This is a genomic window from Streptomyces sp. NPDC090083 (assembly GCF_044747445.1).
In the GTDB taxonomy this organism is placed as follows: Bacteria; Actinomycetota; Actinomycetes; order Streptomycetales; family Streptomycetaceae; genus Streptomyces.
This window is the reverse complement of the sequence record NZ_JBIVED010000003.1, coordinates 512,254-532,829: the sequence shown is the minus strand read 5'-3', so window position 1 is coordinate 532,829 and position 20,576 is coordinate 512,254. Positions and strand designations below refer to the sequence as shown.

The following is a 20,576-nucleotide window of genomic DNA, read 5'->3' as shown; positions in this document are numbered from 1 at the left end:
GCCCTGGCTGGGGTGAGTCGTCCTGGACCCGGATCACGGCTGGACCAGATCCCGTAGGTCGGCGAAACGGCGGTCGCCGATGCCGTTGACCTGGCGCAGCTCGTCCACCGAGCGGAATCCGCCGTGCTGGGTGCGGTAGTCGATGATGTGCTGCGCGAGCACCGGGCCCACGCCGGGCAGGGTGTTGAGCTGATCCGCGGTGCCCGTGTTGAGCGAGACCGGGGCCGCAGGTGCCGCTCCCGCAGCGGAACCCGTGACTCCTGCGGTGTTCGCGCCACCCGCGCCCTGCACCGCAGCCGGAACCGGACCGCCGACGACGATCTGCTCCCCGTCCACGAGGAACCGCGCGCGGTTGAGCCCCTCGGTGTTCGTCCCCGGACGCACCCCACCTGCCGCCCGGAGCGCGTCGGTCACCCGCGAACCGCCCGGAAGCCGATGCACCCCGGGCTCCCGAACCTTGCCACTGACGTCCACGACGATCTCGGAACCGGCTGCACCGACAGCTCCGGCCCCGCCTGCGGCTCCGGCAGTACTCGAAGCGCCCCGCGCACCGGCCCCCTTGCCCGCAGCCCCGCCCTCGTCTCCAAAGGGAGCCGCCGCGTGGACGACCTCCGGTGCGCGAACAGGTTGGGTCCGGCCCACCCAGAAGTGCTGCACGGCGAAGACCCCGGCCACCAGGAGCAGAACACCGAGCGCGATCACATTCCGCCGCTCCAGCCCGCACCGCGTCTGCACCCACACCGGCATCCGCTCCCGCAGAGCCGCCCCGACCCGGTCCCGTCGGGTACCTGCCTCACCGGCACGGGCGAAGTCTCCGGGTTCCGCCAAGTCTCCACCGCCCACCGGCACTTCAGCGGCACCGCCGTTCGAGAAGCCATCGGGCTCAGGCTGAGGCCTCGACTCCGACTCCGACTCCGACTCCGACTCCGACTCCGGAACAGCCCACGGTCCAGCATCGACACGCGCTGGAGAACCAAGCCCCGCCGCCCTCACCACAGGCGGAACCGCATACCCCCTCGCCTCGGACACCGGCGGAACGGCACGCGCCCTCGCCCCAGCCCCAGCCCCAGCCCCAGCCCCAGCCGAAACAGAAGACCCCGCCCCCTCCACCCCCGACGAACAAGCGCCCGCTCCCCCACCTTCGCCACCCCCGCTTCCACCCGGCGGTCCACTCCCCAACTCCCCTCGCTCCCCGGCTCGTTCACCGAAGAGCAGTTCTGCCCGGCGTCGAAGTTCCTCCGCCGAAGCCTGTCGATGTGCCCGCCCCCGTGTCGCCGGTCGGCGGTACCGAGTCCGGCTGTCGGAGAACGGGGCGCGGCCCGGGCCGCTGGTCGCAGTCGCTGTGTGTGAGCGTGATCGAAGTGCCATGCGGCGAGCATCGGACATCCCGCGATTTCGCGATGATCTTGGTCAATTCCCGGGGACGACGGCCCAGTTGTGGATAACTCCGTCACCCATACGGGCGTCCCCGCACAAGACGCCGGCCGGCACACCGGCCCGACGCATCACGCACCTCACCGATGCCGATGGACATCCCCGACGGACGCCTCCGTGGCAAACCCCAACCCTGAGGCCCCACCCCGGGCAGAACCCGTCACCGAGCCGAAACCACAGCCCCCAACAACCCGGGCCCCGTATGCGCCCCGATCACCGCCCCGACCTCGCTCACATGCAGATCGGCCAGCCCCGGCACCCGCGCCCGCAGCCGGTCCGCGAGTGCCGACGCCCGCTCGGGTGCGGAGAGATGGTGAACGGCGATGTCGACCTGCGCGCTGCCCGCCCGGTCCGCCGCGAGTTCCTCAAGCCGGGCGATCGCCTTCGACGCCGTCCGTACCTTCTCCAGGAGTTCGATGCCCCCGCCCTCCAGCTGGAGCAGCGGCTTCACGGCGAGCGCGGAGCCCAGCAGTGCCTGGGCCGCGCCGATTCGGCCGCCCCGGCGCAGATAGTCGAGGGTGTCGACGTAGAAGTAGGCGGAGGTACCGGCGGCCCGCTTCTCCGCGGCCGTGACCGCCTCGTCCACCGTGCCGCCGGCCTCCGCCGTCTCGGCCGCGGCGAGGGCGCAGAAGCCGAGCGCCATGGCGACCATCCCGGTGTCCACGACCCGCACCGGCACCGGTGCCTCACGCGCGGCGACGACGGCCGCGTCGTAGGTGCCCGAGAGTTCGGCGGAGAGGTGGAGGGAGACGATGCCGGTGGCGCCGGACTCGGCGACCTTGCGGTAGGTCTCCGCGAAGAGCTGGGGGCTGGGGCGCGAGGTGGTGACCGGGCGTCGCTTCTGGAGGGCCTGGGCCAGGGAGCGGGTGGAGATCTCGGTGCCCTCGTCGAGCGCCCGGTCGCCGAGGACCACGGTCAGCGGCACCGCTGTGATGCCGTGGCGCTCCATCGTCAGCGGCGGCAGGTAGGCCGTTGAATCGGTGACGATCGCGACATGGCGGGACATGAGCTGGAGGTTACCTGCCGTAGCGGCCGGTTGGCAGCCCGACCCCTTTCACCTGGGCCGGAACCGGCCGGATCCTCACACGTCACACACGCGCACCGTGCCGCGCGATCAAGTCGTGCTCTCCGGGCGGGGTTTCTTCTGCCACGGGTAGGTGGAGCGTCGTCCCGGCGGGGTGATGGCGGACGGGGCCGGCTCCTCGGGAGCGGGGCGGGAGCGCGGGGGCTCGGGCCAGGTCTGCCGGGACGTGGTGGCGTCGGCGGCCGGGGCGTCGGGCCACGGAGGCTGGGTGTGGTCCGCCTTCGTCCAGTGCCGGAGGGCGCCTGCCTCCACGTCTATCTGGGCGCTGAGCGCGTCCAGGTCGTCCTCCGCGAAGCGACCGGCCCGGTCCCGGGCGGCCCATCGCAACGAGTCCGCCGACTTCGTGATGCGCTCGGTGCGCTCACGCAGGGCGGGCAGCCGTTCGGCGAGGGTCCTGCGGTCGGGCTCGGACTCCAAGCGCCTCAGCTCGCCGTCGAGTTCGCGGCCGTGCGCGCTGAGCCGCTCGAAGAGGCCGAGGGACTCCTTGAGGGACTCGTCCTCGGTCACGCCCGCGTGCAGTGCGTCCTGGGTCGCGCGCATCGATGTCCGCAGGGCGAGGCGCAGTTGGGCCACCTGTCCCTGCGGGCCGGGCTGGGCGAAGGACTTGGCGCGCAGGGTGTGGTCCTCGACCGAGCGCCGGGCCTGCGCGACCGTGCGGTCGACGCCGCGCTTGGCGGCGCCGATCGCCTTCACCGTGGCGTAGCCGCCGAGCACCACGAACAGCAGGAAGAGAAGGGCGAAGACTGTGATCACGACTTCCAACGCTCCTCCACCGGCTCCGTGCGGCACACACCGCGCCGCTCTTCCAAGGTAAACGCAACGGGCAGGTCCCGAGTTCCACAGGAACCCCGAACCTGCCCGTAGGGGACTACCCCGAGGCGACGGCCCCGGCCCGGCGAAGTACCGGCCGGGCCGGCCACCACCGGCCCGGCCCCGACCACGCCCCGACCCCGTCGACGGCCCTCGCGGAACCGCGGAGCCAGTGAGCTGACGAGCTACGCCGGAACGATGTTCACCAGCTTCGGCGCCCGCACGATGACCTTGCGGATGCCCGCGCCCTCCAGCGCGGCGACGACCTTCTCGTCGGCCAGCGCGACCTTCTCCAGCTCGGCGTCGGAGATTGCCGGGGAGACCTCCAGGCGCGCCTTGACCTTGCCCTTGATCTGCACGACGCAGGTCACGCTCTCGTCGACGACGTAGGCCGGGTCGGCGACCGGGAAGTCCTGGTGGACCACCGTGTCGGTGCGGCCCAGCTTGCGCCACAGCTCCTCGGCGATGTGCGGGGCCAGCGGGGCGATCAGCAGCACCAGCGCCTCGGCGACCGGGCGCGGGAGGGCGCCGCCCGCCTTGGTCAGCTGGTTGTTCAGCTCGGTGATCTTGGCGATGGCCGTGTTGAAGCGCAGGCCCGCCAGGTCCTGGCGCACTCCGTCGATCGCCTTGTGCAGGGCACGCAGCGTGTCCTCGTCGGGCTCGGTGTCGACGACCGTGACCTCGCCGGTCGTCTCGTCGACGATGTTGCGCCACAGCCGCTGCAGCAGCCGGTACTGGCCCACCACCGCGCGCGTGTCCCACGGCCGGGACACGTCCAGGGGGCCCATGGCCATCTCGTACAGGCGCAGGGTGTCGGCGCCGTACTCGTCGCAGATCTCGTCCGGAGTGACCGCGTTCTTCAGGGACTTGCCCATCTTGCCCAGCAGCCGGGAGACCTTCTCGCCCTGGTGGTAGTAGGCGCCGTCGCGCTCCTCCACCTCGGCGGCCGGTACCGGGAAGCCGCGGCTGTCGCGGTAGACGTAGGCCTGGATCATGCCCTGGTTGAACAGCTTGTGGAACGGCTCCGGGGACGAGATGTGCCCCAGGTCGAACAGCACCTTGGACCAGAAGCGGGCGTACAGCAGGTGCAGTACGGCGTGCTCGGCGCCGCCGACGTACAGGTCGACGCCGCCGTGCGGCATGCCCTCGCGAGGGCCCATCCAGTACTGCTCGATGGCGGGGTCGACCAGCTGCCGGTCGTTGTGCGGGTCCAGGTAGCGCAGTTCGTACCAGCAGGAACCGGCCCAGTTCGGCATGGTGTTGGTCTCGCGGCGGTACTTCTGGGGGCCGCGGCCGTCGCCCAGGTCCAGGGTGACGGCGACCCAGTCCTCGTTGCGGGACAGGGGCGTCTCCGGGGACGTGTCGGCGTCGTCCGGGTCGAAGGTGCGGGGCGAGTAGTCCTCGACCTCCGGCAGCTCCAGGGGCAGCATCGACTCGGGCAGCGGGTGCGCGATGCCGTCCTCGTCGTAGACGATCGGGAAGGGCTCGCCCCAGTAGCGCTGGCGGCTGAACAGCCAGTCGCGCAGGCGGAAGTTGACGGTTCCATCGCCGATGCCCTTGCGGGCCAGCCACTCCGTGATGCGGGCCTTGGCCTCGGCGACGGGCAGGCCGTCCAGGGAGATGTCGCCGTTCGAGGAGTTGATGATCTTCGCGTCGTACGACCCGAAAGCGTCCTCCCAGGTGGACGTGTCCGTGCCGCGGCCGTCGGTGGGCTCCACGATGCAGGTGATCGGCAGCTCGAAGGCGCGCGCGAAGTCGAAGTCGCGCTGGTCGCCCGCCGGGACGGCCATGATCGCGCCGGTGCCGTAGCCCATCAGCACGTAGTCGGCGATGAAGACCGGGACGCTGTCGCCGTTGACCGGGTTGGTCGCGAACGCGCCGGTGAAGACACCGGTCTTCTCCTTGGCCTCGGCCTGGCGCTCCACGTCGGACTTGGTGCCGGCCTGCGCGCGGTAGGCGGCGACGGCCTCCGCCGGGGTGCTGTGACCGCCGGTCCACGCGTCACGCGTGCCCTCGGGCCAGGCGGCCGGGGTGAACGTGTCGACCAGGGGGTGCTCGGGCGCCAGCACCATGTAGGTCGCGCCGAACAGGGTGTCGGGGCGGGTGGTGAAGACGGTGATGGTCTCGCCGTCGACAGGGAAGTCGACGCGGGCGCCCTCGGAGCGGCCGATCCAGTTGCGCTGCTGCAGCTTGATGGCCTCGGGCCAGTCCAGCTCCTCCAGGTCCGCCAGCAGCCGGTCGGCGTAGGCGGTGATGCGCATGTTCCACTGGCGCAGCTTGGCCTTGAAGACGGGGAAGTTGCCGCGCTCGGAGCGGCCGTCGGCGGTGACCTCCTCGTTGGCCAGCACGGTGCCCAGCCCGGGGCACCAGTTGACGGGCGCGTCGGAGGCGTAGGCCAGGCGGAACCCGCCCAGGACGTCGGCGCGTTCGGTGGCGTTCAGCTCGGCCCACGCGCGCGTGTGGCCCGGTACGGCGCGCTCACCGGTCTCGAACTGGGCGACCAGCTCGGCGATCGGGCGGGCCTTGCCGGCCTCGTCGTCGTACCAGGAGTTGAAGATCTGCAGGAAGATCCACTGGGTCCACTTGTAGTACTCGGGGTCGATCGTGGCGAACGACCGGCGCTTGTCGTGGCCCAGGCCCAGCGCGCGCAGCTGGGACTTCATGTTGGTGATGGCGGCCAGGGTGGTGATCCTGGGGTGCTCGCCCGTCTGGACGGCGTGCTGCTCGGCCGGCAGGCCGAAGGCGTCGAAGCCCAGGGTGTGCAGCACGTTGTGGCCGGTCATCCGCTGGTACCGGGCGAACACGTCGGTGGCGATGTACCCCAGGGGGTGGCCTACGTGCAGGCCCGCACCGGAGGGGTACGGGAACATGTCCATGATGAACTTCTTGGGGCGCGCGGCCAGTTCGGGGTCGCCCGCCAGGTCACCGCTCGGGTTCGGCGCCTCGTAGGTGCCCTCGGCATCCCAGAAGTCCTGCCAGCGTGCCTCGATGTCCGCGGCCATGGCGGCCGTGTAGCGGTGCGGCGCGACCACTTCGGCGGTGGCAGCGGGGTTCGTCTCGCTCATGATCCTCAAAGCTCCATCGATCGTCTCTGCCAGCGGCTGCGACATTCAGGCTGTGACATCCACCAAATGAAAAATCCCCTCGCACAGGAGGGGACGCCGCGCCGATTCCGACCTCACCGTTCGCCGGTGGCCGGGACTGATCAGCGCGGCTCGCTAAGCAGAAGGCGTACAGCACGCATGGCGTCAGAGTACCGCAGCCCTTGAGCACAACGCGACGCGCTTCCGTATCACCCTTGGCACCCTGACCACACCGGCCCGGACTGAACCAAGTTCAAGGACTACCTTCGCGTACCAGCCCCTACGGGACATCACAGCAAGCGCATTGTCGTTTGATAACAACGCAATAACTCAAACCTCGTACCCACCGGTATGGAGCCACTTAGAGTTCGGCAGCGGGACCGCTTTCCCGATACTGCTCGGAGTTGCCCCCATGAACGCTCGTCGTAGTACCAGTTCGCTCCCCAAGCCGGGCCGTTCGGCCTATGGCGTGGTGAGCCTCGTCGTCCTGATCTTCATACCCGTGTTCGTGCTGGCCGGAGGCAGCCAGGTACAGGACTTCCTCAACTTCGGTGCGGGCGTCCTCTCGCTCGTGTCGCTCACCTGCTCGGTCATCTGGGGGCTCGTCGCCCAGGACCGGGTCATCCTCAACATCCGCCAGCGGATCGTCGCCCAGGGCATCCACCGGGTGACCGCCGTCGGCTCGATCGCCTTCCTGGTGATCCACATCACGGTCAAGCTGGCACTCGACCACACCGTCCTGATCGCCGCGCTGATCCCCTTCAGCCTCGGCGTGAAGGGCAGCGCAGGGCTCATCGGCCTCGGCTCCCTGGCCGGCCTCCTCATGATCTTCGTGGGCATCACCGGCGCCCTGCGCAACCAGTTCGCGTCCCCCGCGCCCGTCGCCGCCCGCTGGCGCGCGATGCACATGCTGGCCTACCCGGCCTGGTGCGCGGCCCTGGTCCACGGCCTGTTCGCGGGCCGCGCGGCGAAGCCGTTCTTCATGATCTCGTACGAGCTGTGCCTGGTCGGGGTGGCCGCCGCCCTCGCCCTGCGCTCGGCGCCCCGCCCGTTCAAGCGGAAGTTCGCCGACAAGGTGGCCCGCCTCCTGGGCAACGAGGAGCGTCCCGGCCTGGACGAACTCGACGCGAGCCGGGGCCGCGTGGGCGAGTCCGCGTCGGCGGGCTTCGAGAGCCGGCGGCCGGACGAGGGCCGACGGGGCGCGCGGCAGCCCTCGTTCACCGACACCGGGTCGGTCCCGCGCATGGACCCCGGCGCCGGGTACGAGACGAGGTCCATGACCCCGGAGACCGCCAACAACGACTTCGCGGCCGCCTACCGCACCGCCACCCCGGAGTCCACCGGCCAGATGCCGTACATCACCGACCAGACCTCGCGCATGAACGTGCCGATGGACATGCAGAACACCCAGGCCGTCCCGCGCGCGGACAACGGCGGCAGCACCTCGGGCAGCTGGCCGATCCCGTCGCCGCCGCCGGTCGGCGAGGCGCCCCCGTCGGCCTACGACCCGCTCCAGGACACCGGGTACAACATCCCTACGTACAACAATAATTCGGGCGCAGGCGGCTATGGGGAGGGATACACCTACCCCACCGGTGAGTCGAACGGCACCTCCGGTACGTACAACCCCAATGACACGTACAACAGCGGTCCCGCCACCGATCAAACGCCCAACGCTTCGTACGGCTTCGACGCGCAGGGCGGCTCGGGCGAACCTTGGAACACGCCTTCCGGAGGCTATAGGTGAACGAGGCCCTGCCCGACGTCCCGGAAGTCCGCGTCGTCGGACTTCCGCAGCTCACGTCAGGCTTCGACCTTGTCGAGCGACTCGACCTGCCCATGCACCTGAAGGTGCACGGGCCGCTCGAACCGATGGGCGGGGAGCAGCTCGCGAAGCTCTCCGAGGCCATCAACCTGAAGGGCCGCGGCGGCGCGGGCTTCCCCTTCCACAAAAAGCTGCGGTCGGTCGCCGAGGCGGCGATCAAACGCGGCGTACGGCCGGTCGTCGTCGTCAACGGCAGTGAGGACGAACCGGCCTGCCGCAAGGACACGGTGCTCATCAACCGTGCCCCGCACCTCATCCTGGACGGCGCCCTCCTGGTCGCCGAGGCGCTGGGTGCCCGCACGCTCGTGGTGGGGGTCACCAGGGAGTCGACGCAGCGCTCCATGGAGGCGGCACTCTCGGAGCGCGGCCTGAGCAACACCCGCCGTTCGGCGCTGAAGGCGTTCGTCCAGCGCAACCCGGTCCGCATGGTCACCGGTGCCGCAGCGTCGCTGATCCGCTCGATCGACGGCGGCCCGGCGATCCCGCCCGGCCGCAAGGTCAGCGCCTCCCAGAACGGCGTCGGCGGCGCCCCCACCCTGCTGTCGAACGCCGAGACGTTCGCCCAACTCGCCATCGCCGCCCGCATCGGCCCCGAGCGCTACGGCAACACCGGCCTCTACGACGAGCCCGGCACCGTCATGCTCACGGTCTCCGGGGCGGTCGCGCGCCCCATGGTGATCGAGGTCCCCACCGGCGTACCACTCCGCTACGTCCTGCAGCTGGCCGGCGCCCCGCCGGTCCCCCAGGGTGTGCTGACGGGCGGTTACCACGGCAAGTGGATCGACGCGGCGACGGTCAACGAGGCGATCGTCTCCCGCAACTCCCTGGACGCGGTGGGCGGTGCGCTCGGCGCGGGCGCCATCATGCCGATCACCCAGGAGACCTGCCCGCTGGGCGAGTCACTGCGCGTGGCCCAGTGGCTGGCCGACGAGAGCGCGGGCCAGTGCGGCCCCTGCTACCTCGGCCTGCCCGCCGCCGCGCGCGGCATGGAGGACATCCTCAACGGCGGCGGCCCGGCCGCCCTGGAGGCGCTCAAGCAGGTCGCCAAGGCCGTGAAGCGGCGCGGCGCGTGCTCGCACCCGGACGGCTCCGCGATGTTCCTGGAGTCGACCATCAAGGCGTTCACGGACGACCTCGCCGCCCACGTCCTCGGGAACGGCTGCGGAAGGCCCGTGGAGGGCGTTCTGCCGCTCTTCGAGGGCGGCCAGCTCCCCGCGGGCATCACGAGCGGCATAGCGGCCGAGGAGAACGGTCCCAGCCGCCAGAAGATCTACGTCGACTGGACGCTGTGCCGGGGCCACGGCCTGTGCGCGGACATCCTCCCGGAGGTCTTCGAACTCGGCGCCGACGGCTTCCCCACCGTCGCGCAGGCCCAGGTGCCGCGGTACGCGGAGGCGAAGGCACTGCGCGCGGTGCGGCGTTGCCCGGCGCTCGCCCTGCGCCTGGAGGAGGAGGCCCCCCGGGACAAGACCCCGTCCCGCAACCTGCCGGTCCTCTCCCAGGGCCGCGGCCGGCGGGCCCTGGGCCGCTGAGCCCACACGCGACAAGGCCGCCTCTTCTTTCAAGAAGGGGCGGCCTTCCCGTTCCCGAGCGGCGCCAACTTCCCCCTGAACACAGCGAAGGCGGATCATCCCGAGGGATGATCCGCCTTCGACTTCTGTGGAGCTAAGGAGAATTGAACTCCTGACCTCCTGCATGCCATGCAGGCGCTCTACCAACTGAGCTATAGCCCCGTGCGGTGTGCTGCCGGGTCTCCCCGGCTGCGACGCAAACATTACCGGGCGACCCGGTGGACCACCAAATCGTTTGCGTCGCCCCATGATCGTGGCCGTCGTCGCCGGGACCTCCTCGCCGGGTCCCGCCCGGGGTCAGGCGGTGACGAAGGAATAGAACCGTTTCAACGTGCAGTGCTCTTCGAGGAGTCGACCGTAGATCGGCTCGCCCTCGAGTTCGCGGTACGTCTCGATCGGGTCGCCTTTTATGATCAGCGCCCGCGCGCACTCCTCGCACCAGTACTGGTAGTCGGGATTCACCGGTTCCATGTCGCGGACGATCGGCGTCCCACTGCCGCACCAGTCGCACTTTCGCCTGTGTGCACCCATCGATCAGCTCCAGCTGTGGCCGCAGGCCGTGCACACGTAGGAAACTCCGCCGTTGTCACCGAGGACTTGCGCCACATGGGCGGAACCGCAGGAAGGGCAGCTCAGGCGGGTGATCGTATCCCGTATCAACGCCGCATCGAAGAGGTGGTCGACCTCCTCGATGATGCTCGCAGGCATCGCTACTCCCTCCCGTCGGGCCGCGCCCCCTCCGGCCGTTTGATTCTGCCACGGCCGGACCAATACGGTCAGCGACGCCTCAGTACCAGTCCGGACACGGCACCCACCGCGGCCGTCCCGGCCAGTGCGAACATGCACGCCAAAAGCGCCTTCGCAGAGGTATACGCCCCCGGGGCCCCAAGTGACTCAAGCCGGTTCAAGAACAGTGTGCCGAAAACCGCGACCCCGAGCAGCTGACCCAGCTGCGCGACCGTGGAGAGCAGTCCGCTGGCGTCCGCCGCGTCCTCGGGCCGCACCGTGGCGAGAGCCCGTGTCAGCGTCGGGCTGAAGGCGAGCGCGAGCCCGGCCCCCACGCCGACGTACGCCACGTAGAGTACGGCCCCGCCGCGGTCGCCGCCTTCGAACGCAAGGCCGACTCCCACGACGGCCGGGATCGTGATGAGGAATCCGAGCGGGGTCAGCGCCCGCTGCCAGGCCGCCGGCCACCTGCGCCAGGTCAGCCCGACGGCCCCGAAGACGACCGCCGTCGGCGCGAAGGTGAGACCGGCGCGCAGCGCGCTGAACCCGAGGCCGCCCTGGACGTGCAGGGTGAGCGCGAACAGGAAACCGGCGTTGACGGCCATCACGGCCAGGATCCGGAAGACGGCGAGGCCCATCCCCGGGTGACGCAGCACACGCGGCGCGATCAGCGGGGCTCCACCGCGCCGGGCGAGCCGGGACTCGTAGCCGCAGAACGCCGCGAAGAGCACCGCCGCCGCGACCAGCGACAGCCACGACCACAGCGGCCAGCCCTCCTCCTGGCCCAGCACCAGCGGCACCGTCAGCAGCGAGACCGCCGCCGCGAGCAGCACGAGACCCGGCACGTCGAAGGCCCGCGCCCGCTCCGGCTCGGCCCCGCCGTCCCGCGGCAGCACCCGCCTGCCGAGGACCAGCAGTACGACGCCCACGGGCACGTTGACGAGGAACACCGGCCGCCAGCTCGCGCCGAACAGGTCCGCGCTGACGAGGACCCCGCCGAGGATCTGCCCGGCGGCGGCGCCGACGGCGATGACCGCCGAGTAGACACCGAGCGCCCGCATCCGGGCCTCGCCGACGAAGTGGCGCTGGATCAGGCTCAGCACCTGCGGGATCATCAGCGCCGAGCCGGAGCCCTGGATCAGCCGGAACACGATCAACTCGGTGGAGCCCTGCGCCAGTCCGCAGGCGAGCGAGGCCGCGGTGAAGAGGGCGAGTCCGGCGAGGTGGACCCGGGCGTGGCCGAGCCGGTCGCCGAGCCGGGCGCCGGTGATCAACAGCACCGAGTACGTGATGGTGTAGCCGGCGATCACCAGCTGCAGGTCCGCGCCGGACGCGTGGAGTTCGGTGCCGATGGTGGGAGCGGCGACGTTCACGATGAACACGTCGAGCAGCGCCATGAACAGGGCCGCGAGCAGCACCGCGAGCATCGGCCCACGGCGATTGTCAGTGCCAGGGTCTTTACTGGTGGCAGGAGTCGGAACGGGTGCGGAATCCGGTTCCGTACGGGGTGAGGTCGTCATGCGGTCGAGCGTGGGGGCGCTCCGGTACGGGTGCCGAGAGCCCGCTGATGCTGGTACCGCCAGCACCTGGCACGGACCGACCCGGGCGTCGAGCATGGGGGATGTGACGATGGGGATGGGGACGACACAGCGCCGCCGGCCCGAGCTGGCCGCGTTCCTGCGCAGCAGGCGCGCGAGGGTGACACCGCACGACGTCGGCATGCCGCCGGGCTTCCGACGGCGTACGCCGGGACTGCGCCGCGAGGAGGTCGCGCAGCTCTCGGGGGTGGGCGTCACCTGGTACACGTGGCTCGAACAGGGGCGCCCGATCAACGCGTCGGCGCAGGTCCTGGACGCCGTGGCGCGCACGCTCCGGCTCGACGCGCCGGAGCGGGAGCATCTGTACCACCTGGCCGAGGTGCCGTACGCGCATCCTCCGGAGGCGGTCGTGCAGTCGGTGGGCCCGGAGATCCAGGGCATCCTCGACGCCCTGGAGCCGCGCCCGGCGGTGGTCTACAACTCGCGGTACGACATCCTCGCCACCAACTCCCCCTACCGGACGGTGTTCTGGGTGGAGCCACTGCCGCCGGGCCCCATGCCGAACGCGCTGTGGAGGCTGTTCACGGTGCCGGAGGAGGAGTGCCCGCTGCTGTACCGGGACACGGAGCTGCCGGTGATGGTGGCGACGCTGCGCTCGGCCTACGGACTGCATACCGGCGAGCCGGTCTGGGAGGAGTTCATACGCGGGCTGTCGGCGGCGAGCCCGCTCTTCGCGCGGCTGTGGCGGAGCGGGGACGTGGCGGAGCCGGGTCGGCGGGTGAAGACGTTCCGGCACACGGAGGTGGGCGAGATGCGGATGACGTCGGTGTCGCTGTCGGTCCACGGGATGCCGGAGTGCCGGATCGTGGTCTACACCCCGGCAGACGAGGAGACCCGGCTGCGTGCGGCGGCGCTGACAGCGACGAAAAATCCCGCCCCTGAAAGGGACGGGATCTCATCGACTCGACCGTGAACGACTCTCGATCCTTGACAACTCAAGAGTGTCGATCTGTGGAGCTAAGGAGAATTGAACTCCTGACCTCCTGCATGCCATGCAGGCGCTCTACCAACTGAGCTATAGCCCCTTGCGTTCTTCCCGCTCGGCGGGGCGAACAAGAAGAACTTTAGCCTGCGACCTGCCGGAAAGCGAAATCCGGGGTCGGGGCCCTGGAGGGCCGCTCAGTCGTCGTCGCCGAGCACCGGTTCCGGGAGCGTGCCGGCGTTGTGTTCCAGCAGGCGCCAGCCGCGGGCGCCCTCGCCGAGCACGGACCAGCAGCAGTTGGAGAGGCCGCCGAGACTCTCCCAGTGCTGGGACTCCAGACCGAGGAGACGACCGATGGTGGTGCGGATCGTGCCGCCGTGGCTGACCACCACGAGGGTGCCGTCCTCGGGCAGCTTGTCGGCGTGCCGGAGCACGACGGGAGCGGCCCGGTCGGCCACCTCGCTCTCCAGTTCGCCGCCGCCGCGGCGCACCGGCTCGCCGCGCTTCCACGCGGCGTACTCCTCGCCGTGGCGGGTGATGATCTCCTCGTGCGTCAGCCCCTGCCAGACGCCCGCGTAGGTCTCCCGCAGGCCCTCGTCGTGCGTGACGTCGAGGTCGGTGAGGGCGGCCAGCTCGGCGGCCGTGTTCGCCGCCCGCTTCAGGTCGGAGGCGACGATCGCGTCCGGCTTGAGGGAGGCCAGCAGCCGGGCGGCCCGGCGGGCCTGGCCGACGCCGGTCTCGGTCAGCTCGACGTCCGTGGTGCCCTGGAAGCGGCGCTCCACGTTCCACGCGGTCTGGCCGTGCCGCCACAGGATGACGCGGCGGCCGCGGCCCGCCCTGCGGCCGTCGGCCCCGGCGGTCACCGCACCTCCCCGAACTCGGAGGCGTCCTCCTCGGCCTGCAGCTTGGCGTGCTCGGCAGCCTTGCCGCGGGTGGCCTTGGCCTCGGCGGGGAGGTCCAGCTCGGGGCAGTCCTTCCACAGCCGCTCCAGGGCGTAGAAGACGCGCTCCTCGCTGTGCTGGACGTGGACGACGATGTCGACGTAGTCGAGCAGGATCCAGCGGGCGTCGCGGTCGCCCTCGCGGCGCACCGGCTTGGCGCCGAGGTCCTTGCTGAGCCGCTCCTCGATCTCGTCGACGATCGACTTGACCTGGCGGTCGTTGGGGGCGGAGGCCAGCAGGAAGGCGTCCGTGATCGACAGCACGTCGCTGACGTCGTAGGCGATGATGTCGTGCGCGAGCTTGTCGGCGGCCGCCAGGGCGGCGGCGGAGATGAGCTCGATGGAGCGGTCAGTGGCGGTCACTACGCGGCTTTCGGTCGGCGGTCAACAGACCTCAAGGGTCTCACGGACCGCGGACGGGGCCCCACGTGAATAACGGATCACGCCCCGGAAGCCGGTCGGACACCGGCTCCGCCCTCCGGGGCGTGCTCTCCGTCACACGGTCACCGCGCTCACGGTCACCGGGCCCCCGTCAGGACGACGACGGCTTGTAGTCCGTTCCGAGGACCACCGAGACGTCCGCGTTCGCGGAGACGGTGCCCTTGGTCACGGTGCTGGTGGGCAGGCCCAGGGTCTTGGCGACCTCGGTGGCGTTCTCCTTGTCGGCCGCGTCGGAGTACGTGATCTTGGTCGTGGCCGAGGTCCCGGACGCCGTGCCGGCCTCCAGGAAGGTGAAGCCGCCGTTGAGGAGGACCACGCGGGCCTTCTCGGTGTCGTCCTTGACGCCGGTGGCGTTCTGGACGGCGACCCGGACCGCCGAGCCCTCGTCGGGGCTCTTCGCGGTGCCGCCCAGGATGTCCTTGACGACGCTGGCCGAGGCCTGCGCGGTCAGGGTGCCGTCGTTCTGGACGGGCAGCAGGGCCGTCTTGTAGTCGCCGCTCTTGGCGAGGTCGGCGAGCTTCGCGAGGAAGGTGCCGAGGTCCTTGTCGGTGAGGGGCGGGTCCAGGATCTGGGCCAGGGTCTGCACGGTGGTGGTGGCCGCCGTCGGGTCGGAGGTCAGCTGGCGCAGCACGCCCTGCATGACCTGGCCGAACCGCTCCAGCTGGGCGTTCTGGCCCTCGCCGGAGGCGCGGTAGGTGGCGTAGGCGACGGCCATCTTGCCGCTGAGGGTCTGGTCCTTGCCCTTGTGGACGAGGGGCGCGGCGTTCTTCTTGGTGGCGTCCGGGTCGGGGACGTCGGCGTTGGTGTCGAGGTCGATGTTGCCGACGAGGTCGACCAGGTTCTGCAGGTAGGGGGTGTCCAGCCGCCAGGTGCCCTCGATGTCGGTGCCGAGGACCGTGTTGAGCTGGTCGACGGTCCCGGAGGTGCCGTCGTCGCCGACCGACTTGGCCAGCGTCGTCGTGTTGCCGTCGTCGTCCGTGAGCGCGAGGGAGTTGGGCAGCAGCACGGTGGTGCCCTGCTTCAGGGTCGTGTTGTCGACGAGGAGCACCGAAGAGGTGCCGCCCTTCGAGGTGTTGTGCAGGTGGACGACGATCACGTCGCGGTTCTGGGCGCCGACGGCCGTCGTGGTGCCCGACTTCGAGCCGGACGAGGAGACTCCGGGGAGCTTCCCGGCGGTCCAGAGGTAGCCGACACCGCCGGCCACGACCAGCGCGAGCACCACGACGAGGGCGACCATACGGCCGCGGGCGCGGCGCTTGGCCTCCTCGCGGCGCTCGGTGCGGTTCTCCGTGAAGTTCAGCCAGTCGATGACGTCCTCGGAGTCGTCGGTCGGCTCCTCCACGAAGGCGAACTGCTCGGTGCGGTAGTCCCGTTCGCCCGTCTCCGGGGTGTGCGGGGTCTCCGGGGCGTGAGGGGCTTGCGTGTCCTCGGCCGGGCCGCCCTGCTGCGGGATGTAGGCGGTCTGCTCGGCGGCCCGGGGCTGCTGCCCGCGGCTCGCGGTCTGCCCGTAGGGGTCGTAGGCCGTCGTCGTCCCGGTGGCGTACGGGTCGTAGCCGGGCTGCGGGGCCTGCCGGCCCGTGTCGTAGGCGCCGGTGTCGTAGGCCGGCGGCTGCTGCTGGGTGCCGGTCCCGTACGGGTCGTAGGCGTAGCCCTGCTGGTGCTGCTGCTGTCCGTACGGGTCGTACGGCTGCTGCTGCGGGGGCTGTTGGGCCTGCTGGGCCGGGACCTGCCGGTAGACAGGCTGGTTGTACTCGTCGTAGCCGACGAGTTCGTACTGGTCGCCGCCGTACCCGGCGTCGTATCGGTCGTTCACCGGTGCCCCTCTCGGCTCACTCGCCGCGGTACAGCTCGCGCTTGTCGATATAGCGCACGACTCCGTCGGGCACCAGGTACCAGACGGGATCCCCCTTCGCGACTCTCGCCCGGCAGTCCGTGGAGGAGATCGCGAGCGCGGGCACCTCGATCAGGGAGACACCGCCCTCCGGGAGGCCCGGGTCGGTCAGCGTGTGGCCGGGGCGGGTGACTCCGATGAAGTGCGCGAGGGAGAACAGCTCCTCCGCGTCCCGCCAGGTCAGGATCGCGCCGAGGGCGTCGGCGCCGGTGATGAAGAAGAGGTCCGCGTCGGGGTTGAGCGCACGCAGGTCGCGCAGGGTGTCCGTGGTGTAGGTGGGGCCGCCGCGGTCGATGTCGATCCGGCTCACCGAGAACTGGGGGTTCTCGGCGGTCGCGATGACCGTCATCAGGTAGCGGTCCTCGGCCGGCGCGACCTTGCGGTCGGTCTTCTGCCACGGCTGGCCGGTCGGGACGAAGATCACCTCGTCCAGGTGGAACTGCGCGGCGACCTCACTGGCCGCCACGAGGTGCCCGTGGTGGATCGGGTCGAACGTTCCGCCCATGACGCCGAGACGGCGCTTGCCGGGGTTCGACGGGCCGTTGTTGCGCGGGCCGTTCGCCATGCGGATCTCCGTGCCACGCGTCGTGTCGTTCGCCGGACCGGTAGGCATGTCCTGCTCTCCCATGCGAGCAGACCCTACCGGCCCGGTGTGAAGCCCCCGTGACCCGTCCGGCCGACGGACCTCAGCGGTCGCGGTTGAAACGGGTGGTGATCCACAGCAGCAGCATCAGGACGATGAACGCGCCGCCACCGGTGATGATCGGCTGGAGGCTCTCGTGATTGCCTCCGCCCTCCCCCTCGGCGGCAAGGGTGACCAACTGGGCAGCGGTGCCGTGGAAGCTCATCTCAGCAGACCTATCCGGTGTGGGCGGGATAAAGATGTCGGCCCATGGTAATCGGGCGTCCCCGCGGCGATCACGCCGACTCCGCCATTGGGAACGCGCCCGGTGCTCCGGCCGGGAACTCGACGGGCGCCTCAGTCGTCCTTCTGTTTGTACCCGCGCAGCAGGAACCACGCGGTCAGGATGCAGCCGAGGAACATGACGATCAGTACGACCTTGAGCAGGTCCCCCGACCCTTGCCGGGGGGCCGCGTTCGCGGCCTCTGCGAGCCAGGCGGCTGCGGAATGGGGCTCCATGCGTTGACTCCTTCGCTGTACTGCCCGTCCACGGTATCTCCGCCTAGGCTGGGGTCTGCTTCGGGGGCACTCAGGGCACACACACGCACTTGGGGGACCACATGTCCGAAGACGGCCACGAGCAGAACGGGCACGAGCACGTACCGAGCAGGCAGCGCAGGCGCTTCCCGGGGATCTCCTCGCGTGCGTACGAGCACCCGGCCGACCGCTCCGCCCTGGTGGCGCTGCGCAAGCTGACCGGGTTCGACACGGTGTTCAAGGCGCTCAGCGGGCTGCTTCCCGAGCGCAGTCTGCGGCTGCTGTTCCTGTCCGACTCGGTGCGCGTGTCGGACCAGCAGTTCGCGCACCTCAACGACATGCTGCGGGACGCCTGTTACATCCTGGACCTGGAGAAGGTCCCGCCGATGTACGTCACCCAGGACCCGCAGCCCAACGCGATGTGCATCGGCCTGGACGAGCCGATCATCGTCGTCACCACCGGCCTGGTCGAGCTGCTCGACGAGGAGGAGATGCGGGCGGTCGTGGGCCACGAGGTGGGCCACGCCCTGTCCGGCCACTCCGTGTACCGCACGATCCTGCTGTTCCTCACCAACCTCGCCCTGAAGGTCGCCTGGATCCCGCTGGGCAACCTCGCGATCCTGGCGATCGTGACGGCGCTGCGCGAGTGGTTCCGCAAGTCGGAGCTGTCCGCCGACCGCGCGGGACTGCTGGTCGGCCAGGACCTTCGGGCCTCGATGCGCGGCCTGATGAAGATCGCCGGCGGCAACCACCTGCACGAGATGAACGTGGACGCCTTCCTCAAGCAGGCCGAGGAGTTCGAGTCCGGCGGCGACCTCCGCGACTCGGTCCTGAAGATCCTGAACGTGCTGCCCCGCTCCCACCCCTTCACCACCGTGCGCGCGGCCGAGCTGAAGAAGTGGGCCGAGTCCCGCGACCACCAGCGGATCATGGACGGCCACTACCCGCGGCGCAGCGAGGACAAGGACACCTCGGTCACGGACTCGTTCCGCGAGTCGGCGGCGAGCTACGCCAGCAACGTCAAGAGCTCCAAGGACCCGCTGATGAAGCTGGTCAGCGACTTCGCGGGCGGTGCGGGCGACCTGGGCGGCCGGGTCAGGCGCGGCTTCGGCGGCTTCACCGGCTCCGCCCCGCAGGACGAGCGGCCCTCGGGCACCAACGGCACGGAGCAGCCGCCCTCGGACGGCACACCGCCGCGGGACTGAGGACCGGCCCGTCTCACGTACGACGGCCGCGCAGCCGACGGTGCGGGTGGTGAGAACTCAGGAAACTCACACCTTCGGCTGCGCCCCCGCCGCCAGCGTCCCGCACAGCGCCGTCGCCCCGCTCGTCGCGTAGGGGTCCGTGCCCGCCGGGCCGCCCGCCTTGGCGGTCTGTCCGGCGAGCAGGGGGCGGAGGTAGGTCACGGAGTCGTCGGCGCAGGACAGGGGCCCGGCCTGGACGGAGGAGACGATGACCTGGGCCTGGTGCATGCGCAGGTCGTCGCGGTCGAAGCGGAAGCGCAGTTCGCGGCGGACGGTGAACAGGGACACCTGGGCCTGGGCGCCGGAGCCGGCGGAGGCCGACGCCGAGGCCGACGCCGACGCGGGGGCCGCCGAGTCGGTGGGCCGTAGCGCGTAGACGAAGGTTCCGTCGGCGGTGACCTCCAGGGTGGAGGAGTCGGCCTCGGTGGCTTCGAGAGTGCCCTGGACGCGGATCTTCCGGTCGGCGAGCTGGACGCGTGCGGGGTCGAAGCGAACCAGCCATCCGGTGGGCTCGTGCCGGCCGTCGGCGGTCGGGTGCTCGAAGCTCTGGTCGAACTGGTCGAGTTGGTCCGGGTCGACCAGGACACGCGCCGGGCGGATCTGCGCGCCGGTGAGGACGGCCGGATAGAGCGAGGACTCCACGATGAAGTCCTTGGCGGTGCTCAGGGCGGCGATGACCTGGCTGTCCGAGAAGTGCGCGGTGCGTCGCGCGGCCGGCAGCGGCACGCCCTCGCCGCCGATGCCGAACTGCGCGGCGGGGCTGTGCGCGTAGAGGTACTCGGCGTCGGCCGCCCCCGGGACCTTGCCCTGCGGGGACAGCGGTATGACGGTCATCCGCAGCGGCTCGGCGGGCTGCTGGGCCGTCGGGGTGGTGTAGGGGTGCCGTACGCCCATGTAGATCGCGGTGCCGAAGGCGACCGCGACCAGCATGACGAGGATCAGGGCCTGGCGGGAGAGACCGCGGCGCAGGGTCGGGCGGCGGCGGACGGCGGGCGCGTGGTCGGCCATGCGCTCCTGCGCGGAGAACTCCTGGAGGCGGGCAGCGCGGACGAACGACTCGTCGAAGACGACGGATCGGTACTCGTCCTCACCACCACCGGAAGCGCCCTCGGACGTCCCCTCAGGTGGGTCTCCTGGACCGCCCATACTTTCAGAGTAGGTCTCTGGAGCCTCAGGTAAACGCCCTGCTACACGACAAGTTCTGACAGGTTCTCACCGAGTCCGCCACAGGTCGCTCAGGGCGTGCGCGGGGCGGCGGACAGCGGTGGCCGGGAGTTGTCGGCGGAAGCGGAGGGAGCCGTCGCCGTGCCCTGTTCCACCCCGGTGGAGGCGGGGGGCGGGACGCGGTCACGGCCGCCCGAGGAGCCGCCCCGGTAGACCGCCGAGAAGGCCAGCGCGACCATGCCGATGCCCATCACGACGGCGAGCAGCCAGGCGACGGGGCGGTGCCAGCGGACCTGTTTGCCGTAGGTCCCGGGGGCGCCGTAGCGGCCGTCGGCGAGGTCGGCGTCGTCGAGGTCGTCGAGTTCCGGATCATGGCCGAATTCGCGTCCGTAGACGTCTTCGAAGGAGTCGTCGTCGCCTCGTGCGCGTCTGCCGTGCTGCGCGCGGCGGGCTTCGGCCTCGGAGGCCTCGGCCCGGGCCTGCGCGGCCGCCAGAAGGCGTTCGACGGCGGTCGGCTCGTGTACCGCGGCCGCCTGTACGAAGGCCTCGTCGAACACCACGGATGCGAACTCTTCGTCCGACATTCCGCGGTCGTGGTCGTCGTCGGGCTCCGAGCCGTCAGGGAACGGCGTGCCCCCCACGTCCTCCGGCACCTCTCCAGAGTAGACCTGGGGGGTCAATTTG

19 protein-coding genes and 2 tRNA genes are annotated in these 20,576 nt (G+C 70.7%); 4 read left to right on the top strand and 17 right to left on the bottom strand.

The annotated features are described in order from the left end of the window. Positions 1-33 precede the first annotated feature (33 nt). The 4 genes from ACIPTO_RS13390 to leuS all read right to left on the bottom strand — a co-directional run bounded on the left by ACIPTO_RS13390 (position 34) and on the right by leuS (position 6,393). Positions 34-849: a helix-hairpin-helix domain-containing protein gene (locus tag ACIPTO_RS13390; RefSeq protein WP_401191414.1), complete on the bottom strand. Its 816-nt coding sequence runs from the start codon at positions 847-849 to the stop codon at positions 34-36. Between the two features lie 745 nt (positions 850-1,594). Then, a complete protein-coding gene (locus ACIPTO_RS13385; protein ID WP_366313596.1) occupies positions 1,595-2,440 on the bottom strand; it encodes a DegV family protein in 846 nt (281 codons plus the stop codon). Positions 2,441-2,548: 108 nt separating this feature from the next. After that, positions 2,549-3,280 carry a hypothetical protein gene (locus ACIPTO_RS13380; protein WP_401191412.1) on the bottom strand — a complete coding sequence of 244 codons (732 nt, stop codon included), beginning with the start codon at positions 3,278-3,280 and terminating at the stop codon, positions 2,549-2,551. 233 nt (positions 3,281-3,513) lie between these two features. Next, the gene (leuS, locus tag ACIPTO_RS13375) at positions 3,514-6,393 is read right to left on the bottom strand and encodes a leucine--tRNA ligase (RefSeq protein WP_401191410.1); all 2,880 of its coding nucleotides are present in this window, start codon (positions 6,391-6,393) and stop codon (positions 3,514-3,516) included. A 430-nt stretch (positions 6,394-6,823) separates the two neighbouring features. Between leuS and ACIPTO_RS13370 the strand changes: the two genes are divergently transcribed. After that, positions 6,824-8,158 (top strand): cytochrome b/b6 domain-containing protein, encoded by a 1,335-nt coding sequence (locus tag ACIPTO_RS13370; RefSeq protein WP_401191408.1) that lies wholly within the window; start codon positions 6,824-6,826, stop codon positions 8,156-8,158. After that, on the top strand, positions 8,155-9,768 hold the full coding sequence (locus tag ACIPTO_RS13365) for an NADH-ubiquinone oxidoreductase-F iron-sulfur binding region domain-containing protein (RefSeq protein WP_366313588.1): 1,614 nt from the start codon (positions 8,155-8,157) through the stop codon (positions 9,766-9,768). The genes ACIPTO_RS13370 and ACIPTO_RS13365 overlap by 4 nt, the downstream gene beginning before the upstream one ends. Before the next feature lie 128 nt (positions 9,769-9,896). Here ACIPTO_RS13365 and ACIPTO_RS13360 read toward each other — a convergent pair. From ACIPTO_RS13360 to ACIPTO_RS13345, 4 genes are all read right to left on the bottom strand, one after another. Continuing rightward, a tRNA-Ala gene (locus ACIPTO_RS13360) sits at positions 9,897-9,969 on the bottom strand. Between the two features lie 135 nt (positions 9,970-10,104). Further along, positions 10,105-10,338 carry a hypothetical protein gene (locus tag ACIPTO_RS13355; protein ID WP_003976229.1) on the bottom strand — a complete coding sequence of 78 codons (234 nt, stop codon included), beginning with the start codon at positions 10,336-10,338 and terminating at the stop codon, positions 10,105-10,107. Positions 10,339-10,341: 3 nt separating this feature from the next. Beyond that, a complete protein-coding gene (locus ACIPTO_RS13350) occupies positions 10,342-10,515 on the bottom strand; it encodes a hypothetical protein (protein ID WP_019063265.1) in 174 nt (57 codons plus the stop codon). Positions 10,516-10,583: 68 nt separating this feature from the next. Continuing rightward, on the bottom strand, positions 10,584-11,960 hold the full coding sequence (locus ACIPTO_RS13345) for an MFS transporter (protein WP_401191405.1): 1,377 nt from the start codon (positions 11,958-11,960) through the stop codon (positions 10,584-10,586). 208 nt (positions 11,961-12,168) lie between these two features. On the opposite strand from ACIPTO_RS13345, the gene ACIPTO_RS13340 reads away from it, so the two are divergent. Then, positions 12,169-13,044, top strand: coding sequence for a helix-turn-helix transcriptional regulator (locus ACIPTO_RS13340; RefSeq protein ID WP_401191403.1), 876 nt, complete (start codon positions 12,169-12,171; stop codon positions 13,042-13,044). 39 nt (positions 13,045-13,083) lie between these two features. Here the strand turns inward: ACIPTO_RS13340 and ACIPTO_RS13335 are convergent. The 7 genes from ACIPTO_RS13335 to ACIPTO_RS13305 all read right to left on the bottom strand — a co-directional run bounded on the left by ACIPTO_RS13335 (position 13,084) and on the right by ACIPTO_RS13305 (position 17,466). Continuing rightward, positions 13,084-13,156, bottom strand: a tRNA-Ala gene (locus tag ACIPTO_RS13335). A gap of 94 nt (positions 13,157-13,250) precedes the next feature. Then, positions 13,251-13,916, bottom strand: coding sequence for a histidine phosphatase family protein (locus tag ACIPTO_RS13330; protein ID WP_401191401.1), 666 nt, complete (start codon positions 13,914-13,916; stop codon positions 13,251-13,253). Next, entirely contained in the window at positions 13,913-14,356 is a 444-nt protein-coding gene (gene rsfS, locus ACIPTO_RS13325; RefSeq protein WP_366313579.1) for a ribosome silencing factor, read from the bottom strand. The genes ACIPTO_RS13330 and rsfS overlap by 4 nt, the downstream gene beginning before the upstream one ends. 169 nt (positions 14,357-14,525) lie before the next feature. After that, positions 14,526-16,247, bottom strand: coding sequence for an LCP family protein (locus tag ACIPTO_RS13320; protein WP_401191399.1), 1,722 nt, complete (start codon positions 16,245-16,247; stop codon positions 14,526-14,528). 16 nt (positions 16,248-16,263) lie between these two features. After that, complete coding sequence (gene nadD / locus ACIPTO_RS13315; protein WP_366313575.1) at positions 16,264-16,953, bottom strand: nicotinate-nucleotide adenylyltransferase; 690 nt, start codon at positions 16,951-16,953, stop codon at positions 16,264-16,266. 58 nt (positions 16,954-17,011) lie between these two features. Continuing rightward, positions 17,012-17,173, bottom strand: coding sequence for a hypothetical protein (locus ACIPTO_RS13310; RefSeq protein WP_328831469.1), 162 nt, complete (start codon positions 17,171-17,173; stop codon positions 17,012-17,014). Positions 17,174-17,304: 131 nt separating this feature from the next. Then, positions 17,305-17,466 (bottom strand): hypothetical protein, encoded by a 162-nt coding sequence (locus tag ACIPTO_RS13305; RefSeq protein WP_019063257.1) that lies wholly within the window; start codon positions 17,464-17,466, stop codon positions 17,305-17,307. A 101-nt stretch (positions 17,467-17,567) separates the two neighbouring features. On the opposite strand from ACIPTO_RS13305, the gene ACIPTO_RS13300 reads away from it, so the two are divergent. Continuing rightward, a complete protein-coding gene (locus tag ACIPTO_RS13300; RefSeq protein ID WP_366313572.1) occupies positions 17,568-18,689 on the top strand; it encodes a M48 family metallopeptidase in 1,122 nt (373 codons plus the stop codon). Between the two features lie 66 nt (positions 18,690-18,755). Here the strand turns inward: ACIPTO_RS13300 and ACIPTO_RS13295 are convergent, their stop codons facing one another. Next, a complete protein-coding gene (locus tag ACIPTO_RS13295; protein WP_401191396.1) occupies positions 18,756-19,874 on the bottom strand; it encodes a hypothetical protein in 1,119 nt (372 codons plus the stop codon). 89 nt (positions 19,875-19,963) lie between these two features. Next, entirely contained in the window at positions 19,964-20,545 is a 582-nt protein-coding gene (locus tag ACIPTO_RS13290; RefSeq protein WP_401191394.1) for a hypothetical protein, read from the bottom strand. Positions 20,546-20,576: the final 31 nt, after the last annotated feature.